The organism is uncultured Granulicatella sp., from assembly GCF_963515095.1.
Lineage (GTDB): Bacteria > Bacillota > Bacilli > Lactobacillales > Aerococcaceae > Granulicatella.
This window is the reverse complement of the sequence record NZ_CAUPXD010000003.1, coordinates 1-13,308: the sequence shown is the minus strand read 5'-3', so window position 1 is coordinate 13,308 and position 13,308 is coordinate 1. Positions and strand designations below refer to the sequence as shown.

The 13,308-nt window shown below is 31.9% G+C and carries 12 protein-coding genes; 2 read left to right on the top strand and 10 right to left on the bottom strand.

The genetic code is table 11. The annotated features are described in order from the left end of the window. The first annotated feature begins 57 nt into the window (after window positions 1–57). A complete protein-coding gene (locus RWL86_RS01405) occupies window positions 58–690 on the top strand; it encodes an SAP domain-containing protein (RefSeq protein ID WP_314076829.1) in 633 nt (210 codons plus the stop codon). 61 nt (window positions 691–751) lie between these two features. On the opposite strand, the gene tadA is transcribed toward RWL86_RS01405, so the two are convergent. The 6 genes from tadA to fba all read right to left on the bottom strand — a co-directional run bounded on the left by tadA (window position 752) and on the right by fba (window position 7,209). Beyond that, the gene (tadA, locus tag RWL86_RS01400; protein ID WP_314076828.1) at window positions 752–1,246 is read right to left on the bottom strand and encodes a tRNA adenosine(34) deaminase TadA; all 495 of its coding nucleotides are present in this window, start codon (window positions 1,244–1,246) and stop codon (window positions 752–754) included. After that, a complete protein-coding gene (locus RWL86_RS01395; RefSeq protein ID WP_314076827.1) occupies window positions 1,191–2,363 on the bottom strand; it encodes an AI-2E family transporter in 1,173 nt (390 codons plus the stop codon). The genes tadA and RWL86_RS01395 overlap by 56 nt, the downstream gene beginning before the upstream one ends. Then, entirely contained in the window at window positions 2,363–2,833 is a 471-nt protein-coding gene (locus RWL86_RS01390) for a low molecular weight protein-tyrosine-phosphatase (protein ID WP_314076826.1), read from the bottom strand. Before RWL86_RS01390 ends, RWL86_RS01395 begins: the two co-directional genes overlap by 1 nt. Window positions 2,834–2,958: 125 nt before the next feature. After that, a complete protein-coding gene (glmS, locus tag RWL86_RS01385) occupies window positions 2,959–4,767 on the bottom strand; it encodes a glutamine--fructose-6-phosphate transaminase (isomerizing) (RefSeq protein WP_314076825.1) in 1,809 nt (602 codons plus the stop codon). Window positions 4,768–5,213: 446 nt separating this feature from the next. Next, the gene (locus RWL86_RS01380) at window positions 5,214–6,218 is read right to left on the bottom strand and encodes a hypothetical protein (protein WP_314076824.1); all 1,005 of its coding nucleotides are present in this window, start codon (window positions 6,216–6,218) and stop codon (window positions 5,214–5,216) included. A 133-nt stretch (window positions 6,219–6,351) separates the two neighbouring features. Further along, on the bottom strand, window positions 6,352–7,209 hold the full coding sequence (gene fba / locus RWL86_RS01375; protein WP_314076823.1) for a class II fructose-1,6-bisphosphate aldolase: 858 nt from the start codon (window positions 7,207–7,209) through the stop codon (window positions 6,352–6,354). Window positions 7,210–7,455: 246 nt separating this feature from the next. Between fba and RWL86_RS01370 the strand changes: the two genes are divergently transcribed. Next, window positions 7,456–8,709: a CapA family protein gene (locus tag RWL86_RS01370; protein ID WP_314076822.1), complete on the top strand. Its 1,254-nt coding sequence runs from the start codon at window positions 7,456–7,458 to the stop codon at window positions 8,707–8,709. Window positions 8,710–8,881: 172 nt separating this feature from the next. Here the strand turns inward: RWL86_RS01370 and dltD are convergent, their stop codons facing one another. The 4 genes from dltD to dltA are packed head-to-tail and all read right to left on the bottom strand — an operon-like array spanning window position 8,882 to window position 12,958. Next, window positions 8,882–10,051 carry a D-alanyl-lipoteichoic acid biosynthesis protein DltD gene (gene dltD / locus RWL86_RS01365; RefSeq protein ID WP_314076821.1) on the bottom strand — a complete coding sequence of 390 codons (1,170 nt, stop codon included), beginning with the start codon at window positions 10,049–10,051 and terminating at the stop codon, window positions 8,882–8,884. Then, window positions 10,051–10,287 (bottom strand): D-alanine--poly(phosphoribitol) ligase subunit DltC, encoded by a 237-nt coding sequence (gene dltC / locus RWL86_RS01360; protein ID WP_314076820.1) that lies wholly within the window; start codon window positions 10,285–10,287, stop codon window positions 10,051–10,053. Before dltC ends, dltD begins: the two co-directional genes overlap by 1 nt. A gap of 15 nt (window positions 10,288–10,302) precedes the next feature. After that, window positions 10,303–11,463 carry a D-alanyl-lipoteichoic acid biosynthesis protein DltB gene (dltB, locus tag RWL86_RS01355; protein WP_314076819.1) on the bottom strand — a complete coding sequence of 387 codons (1,161 nt, stop codon included), beginning with the start codon at window positions 11,461–11,463 and terminating at the stop codon, window positions 10,303–10,305. Window position 11,464: 1 nt separating this feature from the next. Next, the gene (gene dltA, locus RWL86_RS01350; RefSeq protein WP_314076818.1) at window positions 11,465–12,958 is read right to left on the bottom strand and encodes a D-alanine--poly(phosphoribitol) ligase subunit DltA; all 1,494 of its coding nucleotides are present in this window, start codon (window positions 12,956–12,958) and stop codon (window positions 11,465–11,467) included. Between the last annotated feature and the right edge of the window lie 350 nt (window positions 12,959–13,308).

Sequence of the window (13,308 nt, the reverse complement as noted above, 5' to 3'; positions counted from 1 at the left end):
CAATTTTACTCATTACATTTATAATAATAAATAAGTAAATGATTTTAGGAGAACATTATGAAAGAAAAAAGACCTAATTTTAAAGATATCCATTCATTTGAAGAATTTAATCTCTATTATTGGTACCGAGAAGAACTATCACAAATTTGTAAATCCCTTGGATTAGAGTATAGAGGTACGAAGCAAGAATTGAATGATATCATTCATCAATATTTTTTAGGAAATAAAGTAGAAAAAAGTGTGGGGAGAAGAAACAAAAACGAAGTCGAAGTTATAACTTTGAATACTCCATTACTTTATTGTGGTTTTTCTTTCAACCAAAAATTTCGTGATTATTTTTCTGCTGTAACAGGTATTAGTCCGTTTAAATTTAGTGCTAATATGGCAACAGCATGGAGAAAAGTAAAAAGAGATAAAGATATAACATTCACGATTCAAGATATGATTAAAATATATTATGGTGAATCAGATTATGCCAAATATGATAGCTCAGCTTGTCAATGGAATCAGTTTCTAAAAGATTTTTGCTCAGATGAATGTAGCAAATTTTATTCAAATAAGTTAAAAGTTGCATCTATTCTTTGGAAAGAAGTTAAAAATTCGACTAATGAAAAAATTTATTCTAGAGAACTTTTAAAAGAATATGAACATAAAGTAAAGGAATATCGTAAGGAGACAGATTCCAACTGATTAAGTTAGATACTTCATTAGAAGAGAGAGGTGTCATAAAAAAACGATGAGTAACCTAAGGTCATTCACCGTTTTCTAATTTCTTTTGTTCTTTTCGTCTTTTGTTTCGTTCTCTTAATCCTTTAAAGAAGTCTTTTAAAATTTGTTGACACTCTTCTTCTAACACGCCATGTTCGACTTCTACTTGATGATTAAACCGTTCATCTTGTAATAAATTCATAAATGTTCCTGCTGTTCCGGCCTTAGGATCAAAAGCTCCAAATGTTACTTTTTTTAAACGAGATAAAATCATGGCTCCACTACACATGGGGCATGGTTCTAATGTTACAAATAATTCGCAATCTTCTAATCGCCAACTTCCTAGAACTTGATTTGCTTGTCGAATTGCTTTGATTTCCGCATGTAAGGTTGCATCTTGTTCTTTCTCACGCAAATTATGTCCACGTCCAATAATTTCCCCATTTAACACAACGACTGCACCAATAGGAACTTCTTCCTTATCATAAGCTTTTTGTGCTTCCTTTAAAGCTTCCCTCATGAACATTTCTTTTTCCATTTGTTCGATGATTCTCACCTCGTTTATCCAAAAGTTTCAACGCTTCTTCTCGTTTGATGACTAATTCTTTTACAAGATGATAGAGAACTGCACAAAATGGTGTGAAAAATACTAATCCTAGAATTCCAAATAAATTCCCACCAATCAAGGCTGCGGCTAATGTTAACACTGTTGGCAATCCAATCGAATTTCCTACCACACGAGGATAAATAAAATTCCCCTCAATTAATTGTAATCCATAGAAAACACCAATCGAAATTAACGCTTGAATTGGGCTTACTGTAAAAATGAAAATAGCCCCTAACATACAAGCCGAAAATGGTCCGATATATGGAATAAATGACAACACTCCTGCCAATACACCAGTAATTGCTGCATAAGGCAATTGAAATACACTATATGTAACAAACACTAATGAACCAATAATCATCGCTTCGATTAATTGTCCCATTAAAAATTTATCATAAGTATCTAATGTTACTTTACCGATATACTGAAGTAATTCATATCGATTTTCTGGAAGAATCACCTTTAATAATCGATTGATTAAATATTGTAATTGCTCTTTACTTCCTAAAATATTTAACATTAAAAATACTGCCATTAAAATCGTAAATACATTAGAAAAAATTCCAGTAATATTAGAAGTAAACCCACCTAATAATGAAACAACGCTAGAAACAATATTACTTTGATTAATAAATCCAGTAATTCGTTCTACATCCGTTGCTTGTAACCAACCAGAAGTCTGAATCCAATTCACACAAAAATCCATTAAGTAATTAAAACTTTCTCCTAATTGAACAACCGTATTCGCTAAAGTTGGAACAATAATCCATGAAATAGCCACCATAATCGCAATAAATATGAATAGTACTCCTAAAATTGCAATCCCTCTTCTAAAAGATTTAGGGACTTTAACCTTTTCTAATTGTTTTTCCATATGTTTCATTGGAACATTAAAAATAAATGCCATTAATAATCCTAAAACAATCGGAGATAGCATTCCTAAAAAAGTATTCACTCCTGCGTATAAATACCTAATATTTAATACGAAAAATAAACTCGCCGCAGCTACTGCAATTAATATTAATTGTTGTTTAAAATTTTTCTCCATTACTTGTCTCCATTTTTCTGTAATTTCTCTTGAATTTCTTCCATTAAAGCTTCGCAACCTAAACAAACATCTTGATATGTTTGTTCAAAATCCCCGGTATACCAAGGATCTGCAATATCTCGCTTGCTCCCTGCAAAACTTAATAAAGATGCAATTGTGGCAGAAGTCTTTCCTTGCATCATTCGTTTAATATTCATCATATTTTCCGAATCCATTCCAATGATGTAATCCGCATCGACATCTACAGAGGATAATTGTCTAGAATACATTCCATCTGTCGAGATTCCGACTTTTGCTAATTGTTTTCTAGTACCAGAGTGAACAGGATTCCCTTGTTCCCAAGAACTTGTTGCTGCAGAATCAATGATGACTTGTTGTTCCAACCCTTTATCTCTTACCATTTGTCTAAACACAGCTTCTGCCATTGGTGAACGGCAAATATTTCCTAAACATACAAATACAACTTTCATCTGCAACTCTCCTTTTCTCTTTCTGTCAGTATATCATATTTTAGAAAAATCGTCCTTTTAATTCCATAACAAAAAGCACACGAACGACAGTTTCATTGTCTTTCGTGTGCTAGCTATTCATATCATTATTCCACTGTTACAGATTTTGCTAAGTTTCTTGGTTTATCCACATCTAATCCTTTACCAAGAGACGTGTAGTAAGCAATCAATTGTGTTACAACAACACTTAAAATTGGTGCTAATTCCATTTGTACTTTTGGTAATACGATATCGTCGCCTTCACGTTCGCTTCCTTCCATGGCAATCACCATTGTTTTAGCTCCACGTGCTTTCACTTCTTCGATATTTCCTCTTGTATGGCTTGCCACTACTGGTTCACTTAATAAAGCAATAACAGGTGTGCCTTCTTCGATTAAGGCAATTGTACCATGTTTTAATTCTCCAGCAGCGAAACTTTCCGTTTGTACATAAGAAATTTCTTTTAATTTCAACGCTGCTTCCATTGCTACATAATAATCTAAATGACGACCAATATAAAAGGCATTCGCTGTATCTAGTAAGTTTTGATCGACTAATTCTTTTACAACAGATTTTTCATCTAATACACCTTCGATTGCAGAAGCAATAACAGCTAATTCATGACTCATATCAAATGTTTGAGGACGTCCTTTTGTACGACGTAATACTTCTGCTAATACAGCCATTACTGTAATTTGTGCTGTATAAGCTTTTGTTGAAGCTACTGCAATTTCTGGTCCTGCATGAAGTAATAATGTATGAGTTGCTTCACGAGATAAAGTTGAACCTTTAACATTTGTAATCGTTAATGAAGGATATCCTTTTTCATTCACTTTTACTAATGCTTGACGGCTATCTGCTGTTTCCCCACTTTGTGTTAAGAAAATAAAGAATGGTTTTTCAGATAAAATCGGTTGATGATATGCAAATTCACTTGCTAAAAATACTTCAACAGGAATTCCTGCTAATTGTTCTAATAAATATTTTCCAATCCAACCTGCATGGTAACTTGTCCCACAAGCTACAACATAAACACGATCACTTTGTCCGATTTCTTCTAATAATTCGCTAGGAACTTCTAATTCACCAGCTTCATTTGTATATTCTTTAATAATGCGACGTAAAACAGCAGGTTGTTCATCCATTTCTTTTAACATGTAATGAGGATAAGCACCTTTTTCAATATCATCTGCATCTAATTCTGCTTTAAATGGTGCACGTTCTACTGCTTCACCATTAATCGTTTCAATCTCTACTTTATCTTTTGTAATCGTAATTAATTCTTCATCTTTAATTTCTAAATAAGTATCCGTTTGAGAAATAGTCGCCATTGCATCTGAACAAATAACATTGAATCCATTTCCTACTCCTACTAATAGAGGGCTTTTATGTTTTGCAGCATATAATACTCCTGGAGCTTGTTCATCTAATAAACCGAATGCAAATGACCCACGAATTTCTTTTAACGCACGACGGAAAGCTTCTTTACCAGATAAACCTTCTTTTTCTGCAAAATATTCTACTAAGTTCACTGCAACTTCTGTATCTGTTTGAGATTGGAAGTTTACATGTGATAAATAAGTTTCTTTTAATTCAGAGAAATTTTCAATTACTCCATTATGAACTAATGTAAAGCGTCCATTTTGAGAACGATGTGGGTGAGCATTATTTTCTGTTGCTGGTCCATGAGTTGCCCAACGAGTATGCCCAATCCCTGCAAAAGCTGGAACTGATTCATCCACTGCATCACGTAAGTTCGCAATACGTCCTACTTTTTTCACTAATTGCGTTGTACCATCAGCATCTGCGATAAATAATCCTGCTGAATCATATCCACGATATTCTAATTTTTCTAATCCATCTAAAATGACCGTTTGAATACGGTTATCTCCAATACATCCTACAATTCCACACATATATATAATCTCCTTTAATGAAGGGTTTCCTTCAAACAAATTTTCATTGTTTCTGGTGCTTGCAAAAATTTTGTATCCCCGCAGAGATTTTTGTATATTGCTGTAGACTGCACTGCCTTGAGTCACCCGCCGAATCCTTCGATAAACTCAATCCTCGTCACTTATTCTCTCTCGTAATAAGCCTGGCGCTATCCTATGTTGCTACCTTTCTTAGCATTTTATTTTCAGAAACATGACTAATCATACACGATTTTGTACATATTTGTCAAAACTCTCGAATTTTATATTTATTTTTACGCAAAAAAGCCATAAGTCACTCATTAGTAACTTATGGCTTTGATTACTTACGAAAATCATTAACTAATTGATAATTTCCCTTCAACCACCAATTGTCTCTTTCATATTCTTATATAACCTTTATATACTAGTATGAGCAAATCTTACTGTTAGAACTCCGCAAGAATATTGTAATTCTCCTCTAACCATTTTTCGTCATTAACATGTCTCTTACTTGCGAACATTCCTATTGATAATTCATAGGGATCATCAGAATTTTTATATTTCACTCGTAAATAATATTCTACAATTCCTTTATACCTCTTCTTAAACTTACGAATACCACGAATTTTATCCAATGATTCCACATAAAATTCATCAGCATGAATAATAATATACCCTTTATAAACTAATAGAGCAAAATCCTTTGAAACATACTCGGCATTTTCCACTAAAAGATTCATATGACCTTGAACTTCTGGGAACAGTTCGAATAATTCTTTATAATTCTCATAGTTATGATAAATAATTTTTCCAGATGCTACTAATAATCCTAATCCCACAATAAGAATAACTAAACCTTTCCCTATTTCAAACCATAAATCAATCTCATCAAATTCATCAAAATAGATGTCTGTTCTTAGGAATGATACTTGATAGATATTACCTAAAATTGTATCATTTTTCGCTTCTCTTTCTTTTTTCTTCGCTAAATTACTTTGTTGAAAAACAGCTTCAAAATCCTGCTGCATTTCCGGAGAAATCTTTACAATTTTTCTTCCTTTTCTGCCCCCTGTAATTTCAGGAATGACTCTTATTTTTAATAAAACTAATTTATTATCAAATGGTCTTGCTTTTGAAATTTTGCTAGCTTCCTCTGCAATCTCGTCTAATTTTGCATCTCCTGATTTTAACATATGATAACCTAATTCATCTTCAATGATATAAAAGACTTTTTGTTCATTTGGTAATTCTACTTTTTCGATATCATAAATTCGAACCACTTGAACCTTTTCTAATTCCTTTTCACTAAAAGGTTGATTAATATACATTTCTTCAATTGGTTCAGTATAACTAACAACATTTTTTAGCATAAAAAATGATATGAATATTGTGAACAAACTAATGAGCAAATACAATCTTGCCCCTTTTGTGACCCTTTTTTTAACTTTCATTTCTATCTCCCTTTTATGGTAACATTTCATCTTATTTAGCAACAGTTTACTCTAAACTCTATAAAAATACTACTTTTTTCGAACAAAAAAGGCGAGATTTCTCTCGCCTTTTGAATCTCTTCTCTGATTAAGATTAAGCTTTACCAGTTGAACCGAAGATATCCATTGTTTCTTTAGTGATTTTAACGATTGCATCAAAACCAGGTTTGATTACTTTACGTGGGTCATAAACATTAGCATCTGCATTTAATTTAGCACGAACTGCTGCAGTCCATTGTTGTTGTAATTCAGTGTTAACATTGATTTTAGCATGTCCACGTTCGATTGCTTTTTTGATTTGATATTCTGGAATACCTGATCCACCGTGTAATACTAATGGAGCACCAGTAGCTTCAGAAATAGCTAACATTTCGTCAAATCCTAATACAGGTTCACCTGCATAAGTTCCGTGAACTGAACCTAAAGCTGCTGCTAAAGCATCAATTCCAGCTTCTTTAACCATACGTTCACATTCGTGTAAGTCAGCATATTTAATTCCACCTGTAACGCCATCTTCAGTACCACCTACAGTACCTACTTCAGCTTCTACAGAAACACCTTTTGGATGTGCATATGCTACAACTTCTTTAGATAATTCAATGTTTTCATCAATTGGATAATGAGAGTGGTCAAACATTACTGAGCTGAAACCAGCATCAATATATTTTTTACATACATCTACAGATGAACCATGGTCTAAGTGTAATGCAACTGGAACTGTGATATCCATAGTTTCTAATAATGCATTTACCATAGCTGCAACTACTAATGGGCCACCCATGTATTTACCAGCACCTTCAGATACTCCTAAGATGATTGGTGATTTTGCTTCTTGAGCAGCAGTTAGAACAGCTTGTGTCCATTCCAAGTTATTGATGTTGAATTGACCTACGGCATATTTACCTTCTTTAGCTTTGTTCAACATTTCTGTCATACTTACTAAACGACTCATTTAAAATTTCCTCCTTATACTAGTTCCCTAGTATTTATTTTTACGTTATTATTATACCCCAAATTTTATAGGATAGCTAGCCATTTTAAATATTATTATGAAATTATTTCACGTTCTATTTTCTTTTCATGGTATTTCATTCACTATCATTTCGGGATTTACGGACTTTTTATTTAAATTTTTTATAGAAATTTTTCCGTTTTGCTTTATAATAATGATAGTATAAACAATTTGGGAGGGTTTGATATGAACCAACGTCAAAACAGTTCACATCATAAACGTGCTGTTAGAGAAGCACGTTTAGCAAAATTATTATTTGCTTTTATCGCAATAGCTTCACTTGCTATTGTAGTTTTCATTTTAAATATTCCATCAATTATTAATAATGAAAATAAACTATTAACTAAAAACTTATCTACGACCCAGCAGAATTCTTCAACAACTTCAGAAGATAAAGAAGTCCATACTGCAAGAATTACAGCAAGTGGTGATATGCTGTATCATGATATTGTCTATGGTAGTGCTTTTGATGGACAAACTTATGATTTCAAAAATGATTACGAGCAAATTACTCCTCTAGTTTCTTCTGCTGATTTAGCTCTTGGAGACTTTGAAGGTACGATTAATCCAGATAGACCTTTAGCCGGTTATCCGATTTTTAATGCTCCTGAAGAAGTTATTCAAAGTATTAAAGACGCAGGATATGATGTTTTAGACTTAGCTCATAATCATATTTTAGATACAGGAATTAGTGGATTAAAATATACTGCCACAGCTTTTCGTAAAGCAGGTTTAGATATTTTTGGAGTGAAAGTAGATCCAAACGAAGGAATTTTAGTCAAAGAAGTGAATGGCATTAAAGTTGCTATTTTAGGATTCTCATATGGATTCAACGGAATTGAAGCAAGTATTTCTCAAGAAGACTACAACAATCATTTATATGATTTAAATATGGATAAAGTAAAAGAACAAATTGAAAAAGCGGAAGAAATCGCTGATTTTACAATTGTGATGCCGCAAATGGGAGTGGAATATAAATTATCTCCAACAGATGCTCAAGTAGACACTTATCATAAAATGATTGAATGGGGAGCAGATGTTATCTTCGGAGGTCACCCTCACGTTGCCGAACCGACTGAAACTATTGAAAAAGATGGACAAAAGAAATTTATTATTTATTCAATGGGGAACTTATTATCGAACCAACGTATTGAAACGTTAGACAATATTTGGACGGAACGTGGTGTTATTATGGATATTACGATTCAAAAAGAAGGTAACCAAACGACCTTAACAAGTGTACAAGCTCATCCAACATGGGTTTCTCGTACTCCAATCAATCGTACATTCCAAGGCTACCCTGCATACGATTATCAAGTATTCCTAGCTGAAGATTATTTATCTGGTGCAAAATACGCCAATACTGTTGACGAAACAACACGACAACGAATTGAAAAAGCTTATCATGAAATGTTAGAGTTATTAAATATTCAATTCTAAAACAAAAATTCCACACAACTGTTAAAAGCTGTGTGGAATTTTTATTTTCTATTAAAAAGCACTGTAGACAAATTCTGCTACATTTGAAAAATCTGCATGAATAAGGTATAAGCCTAACACAACGAACAAGACATAAAATGCTAATGTCCATACAAATAGTTGATGCTTTTCACTAATCTTTTTGATAGAATTTATACATTTCTTCAGCAACTTCAGGCCATCCTTTCCATCCAGGGTGAACCGTATCATACATAAAATAAGGTTCATATTCTTTTTGTGTTAAATCCATAATTTTATATCCATACGTTTCTGTAATCTCTGTTAATTTTTTAGAATAAATCGCTCGTTGTTCTGAACCAATACCAATGTAATCATACCAACGACCATTAATTGGGAAATTAACGACTTCTACTTCTAATCCCAATTCTTTAGCCATTTGTAATACTAATGCATAGTCATCGTATTCTGTTGATTGATCATATTTATAATTAGAATACTTATTTTTTAGTTTTTCCTTACGATTTTTAATTTCAGCATTATATTGGCGATTTTCAACATAAAATTCATTATTATCTGTTGCTTTTTTTGCTTCCTCTAAATATTTATTTTGAATTTCATTCCAATCATACTGAGGAGTTTTCTCTCCACTAGAAGGTATTGGTTTAACATTCCCTGTAAAATAAAAGGCAATTTTATTATTTAATGCAAATTTTTCCACATCAAACCAGTTTAATAAATCATCTAGAAACGTACCCTTATTATCAAGCAATCGACGTTTGTATCTTTCGAAATTTTGATGTACAAATTTATTATCTTTAGATAATTCTAAAATACGATTCATAAATTTTTCTTTTGTTTTATGACTAAGTTTAGGATTCTTTAATGTATAGTAAACATGTTCATTTGATACACGATTTAAAAATGCTTTCGGATTCATTCCATATTGATCAAACCAAATAAATGATTCACTTAAAATAAATTTTTGTTTAGGAATACTATCCGATAATGAACCTAGCATAGAAGCTTGAATAATATTTTGAAAATTCCCTCCACCTACAGCCATAATATGAAAATCATCGTAATTAAAAAGGTGTTTAATATGGAATGGATAATTACTAGGTGTACTTAATTCAGAGGAACCAAACACTACTAAAGTTTTATCATCTATATTGTCTTTAATAATATCTCTACTTTTATATTTCGTATATTCGAAATTATATCGAACACTATTATCACTCACATGATAATAATCTGCTAACTTTTGATTCAATACATGAACATATAACCCAAGAGTGAGTATTGCAAGTACTAAGGCTATTCCAAATGCCTGTATTTTCTTCATTATTTGTTCACCCTAGTTTCAATATAATGAATAATTTTATTAGGCGTATCAATCTCTTCATAAGTTACTTCTGTTGGAGCTACTTCGATACCAAACTCTTCCATTCGAACTAATAATTCCACAAAAGCTAATGAATCCATTAACCCTTCTTCTTTTAAATTAATGTCACGTTCTTCATAAATGACATCATCTTCGCAAATTTCTTCAATAATCGCTAAAACCTTTTCTTCTAACATGATGTTCACCTCTTATTATTTCATCAATAATTTTACAATAAATTCATATGGTTTCTCAGAGAAAATGAGTAAACCAATCATGACTAAATGCATTGTCACAAACCAACTTACCACTTTATAAGCTGTTTTCTGTTTATATTTTTTATAAAATTTAGATTTCTTCTGATACCATTCAAATGCTGCCATTAAAATTCCATGGTAAAATCCGTATGCGATGTAACTCCATGAAAGTCCATGCCAGAATCCCATAAAGACCATATTAATCATATACGCAAACATTGCGGTTGATAAACGAGTTTTAAACCATTTATATCTCATTGACTTCATTACAATTCTTGAGAAAATGAAATCTCTCAACCATGTGGACAATGAAATATGCCAACGATTCCAGAAATCTTTAATATCGATACTTAAAAATGGTTTATTAAAGTTCATAGGCGTTTGAATTCCCATAATATTACTTACACCGACTGCCATTAAACTATATCCAGCAAAATCAAAGAATAAGTAAAATGTATACAAATACATATAAGAAACAGTTGTAAATAACAATCCTCTATGTGGAATATGATTCATTGCTAAATACAATAGTCCAGATAACACTACTTTATAAACTAATCCTAATAATAGTCTAAATAATCCAGTTCCTAATAATTCAATATATTCTGCTCTTGGAATTGTCTGATGAATATCTTCCATAAATCTTTTACTTCTATCAATCGGTCCCGAACTAATGGTTGGGAAGAATAATAAAAATTGAAGATAATCAATCAAACCAATTGGCTCTTTTATAATTCCATCATACGTTTCAAAAATAATTTGTAACACTTTGAAAGTCATATAAGAAATTCCTAAAAAACCGAAAATGGAAACTTTCCAAATAACGACTGTTTTTGCGGCAATTAATAATAAACTCGCAAAAAATATAATAGGATATTTCGTAGATTTTTTCTCTCTAAAATAAAATCCTAATCGAACTAATAGATAGGTCTCCAAAATAAAGACGACTAAGTTTATAAAATGGTTCGGCTGCTCTTTAAATACTGCAATCGCAATTCCAATGGAAATTACTAAGGTAATCCAATAAACCGATTTTTCAAAGAATCGTAATAAAATTACTGGAATCAATGCAAAAATTAATGTTCCAAAGAAATCTAAGCCTTCAAAATACTCCATTCTATAACTCCTTCAATTTTTTCTTATCAATCTTACCATTATTATTTAATGGCATTTCATCTAAAAAGACAATTTTTTTAGGAATCATATATTCTGGAACATATTGTGCTAAATCTTGTTTTACTAATTTACCTGTTGCAAATCGGCTTTCCACTTCTTCTGTATAGACAACATAAGAAATGATAGATTTAATTTTTCCATCTTCTGCATACGATGGCACCGTTGCAGCTTGGCGAATTTTTGGATTTTTCAATAAATTATTATCAATATCCTCTAATTCAATACGATGTCCATGTAATTTAATTTGGAAGTCAATACGTCCTTCACAGAATAATAATTCTCCTTCAAAATGACCCAAGTCTCCCGTTTTATAGCTACGTTCACCAACTTCAGGAATAACAAAACTTTTCTGCGTCATTTCTGGATTTTGATAATATCCATTTGCAACTGTATCCCCTTGGATAATGATTTCCCCACTCTGTTCTCCATCAATCGTAACTGTTGTTCCTGGTTTAATCACACCGACTGGTAAATTATTTGGATACTGATCCAAAATTTCTCTTGTAATGGATACCCATGTAATCATTACAGTAGATTCTGTTGGTCCATAAGTATTTACGACTTCTGCATTTGGGAAACGATCTAATAATTTTTGCGCAGTTGTGGCAAATAATTTTTCACCACAGAAAACAAATTGATTAACTTGTGGCAATAATTCTTGATTAAAACTTGGATCTACTAAACACATTTCTGCAAATGAAGGTGTTGAAATCCAAATTGTTGCATTTGATTCTTTTAATGTATTGAAAAGTACTTTAAAATCTTGTAAATGTTGTTTATCAATTTGCACTAATGGTGCATTCATATAAAGTGATGGCCATAAAGACATCACTGACAAGTCAAATGAAAATGGCGGATGTCCTAAAAAGACTTGCGGACCTTTTTCTGTATAATAGCCTGTATACCATTTTAAGAAGTTATTTAGATTTTCGTAAGTAATCGAAACCCCTTTTGGTTTACCTGTACTTCCTGAAGTGAAAATAATATAAAAAATATCTTCATCTTTTACATAATATTTAGGGTCGATACTTTCAGAAGTTGTGCGAAGAATTTCTTTAGTAGCTGAAACATCTAATAATGGAGTTTCTAACTCAATTACTTCACTTGTTAATACAACTGGTGATTGTACCGTTGTAATAATATCTTGTACTCGATCAATGGGTGTATTTACATCTACTGGACAAAATGCACGTCCTGATTTAACACAGGCTAAGAAATAGACAAGCATCATTGGATGCTTATGTCCATAAACAACGATTGGTTGACGATTATCTTGCAATCTTTCCTGTAAATAATAGGCTAATTTATCAGAATATTCCCAATATTGTGCTGGTGATAATTCCTCTTCTAAAAACAAATCATGACGATAGATTTTTTCAGTAGTCCCTTTTAAACTCATTAAACGATCTAATAACTTTTCAAACACCTTATTCATTTCCCTTCTCTATCTAATCGCCTGACAGTAATGTCTACACTGCCACATAATGAAAGTATACCATATTATAGTTTTTCTGGAAATCGTATTCCTAAAAATAGCAAACTTTTATAAGAAATTTTACCGAAATTCTTCACATTTTAGATTTTTTCTGCAAACTCCCTTCTTTTTACCAATAATAAAAAAGGCTGGAACAACATTGAAGTGACCCCCGTAAATGAGAATTAAATAAAAACACCTCCAAGTTAGATTTGGTACAATATAATCAAATGCACATGGAGGTGTCTTTTTATAGTTAAAAATCGTGTTGGTAGAAAAATCGTCTACTTCTACCAACACGATTTTACAAA

Excerpts from the sequence above, each read along its gene's own strand:
- tadA (WP_314076828.1), bottom strand. The coding sequence starts at position 1,246 with ATGGAAAAAGAAATGTTCATGAGGGAAGCTTTAAAGGAAGCACAAAAA.
- glmS (WP_314076825.1), bottom strand. The coding sequence starts at position 4,767 with ATGTGTGGAATTGTAGGATGTATTGGAGATAACCGTATTCAAACGGTC.
- RWL86_RS01395 (WP_314076827.1), bottom strand. The coding sequence starts at position 2,363 with ATGGAGAAAAATTTTAAACAACAATTAATATTAATTGCAGTAGCTGCG.
- RWL86_RS01405 (WP_314076829.1), top strand. The coding sequence starts at position 58 with ATGAAAGAAAAAAGACCTAATTTTAAAGATATCCATTCATTTGAAGAA.
- dltD (WP_314076821.1), bottom strand. The coding sequence starts at position 10,051 with ATGAAGAAAATACAGGCATTTGGAATAGCCTTAGTACTTGCAATACTC.
- dltA (WP_314076818.1), bottom strand. The coding sequence starts at position 12,958 with ATGAATAAGGTGTTTGAAAAGTTATTAGATCGTTTAATGAGTTTAAAA.
- dltC (WP_314076820.1), bottom strand. The coding sequence starts at position 10,287 with ATGTTAGAAGAAAAGGTTTTAGCGATTATTGAAGAAATTTGCGAAGAT.
- dltB (WP_314076819.1), bottom strand. The coding sequence starts at position 11,463 with ATGGAGTATTTTGAAGGCTTAGATTTCTTTGGAACATTAATTTTTGCA.
- RWL86_RS01390 (WP_314076826.1), bottom strand. The coding sequence starts at position 2,833 with ATGAAAGTTGTATTTGTATGTTTAGGAAATATTTGCCGTTCACCAATG.
- fba (WP_314076823.1), bottom strand. The coding sequence starts at position 7,209 with ATGAGTCGTTTAGTAAGTATGACAGAAATGTTGAACAAAGCTAAAGAA.
- RWL86_RS01380 (WP_314076824.1), bottom strand. The coding sequence starts at position 6,218 with ATGAAAGTTAAAAAAAGGGTCACAAAAGGGGCAAGATTGTATTTGCTC.
- RWL86_RS01370 (WP_314076822.1), top strand. The coding sequence starts at position 7,456 with ATGAACCAACGTCAAAACAGTTCACATCATAAACGTGCTGTTAGAGAA.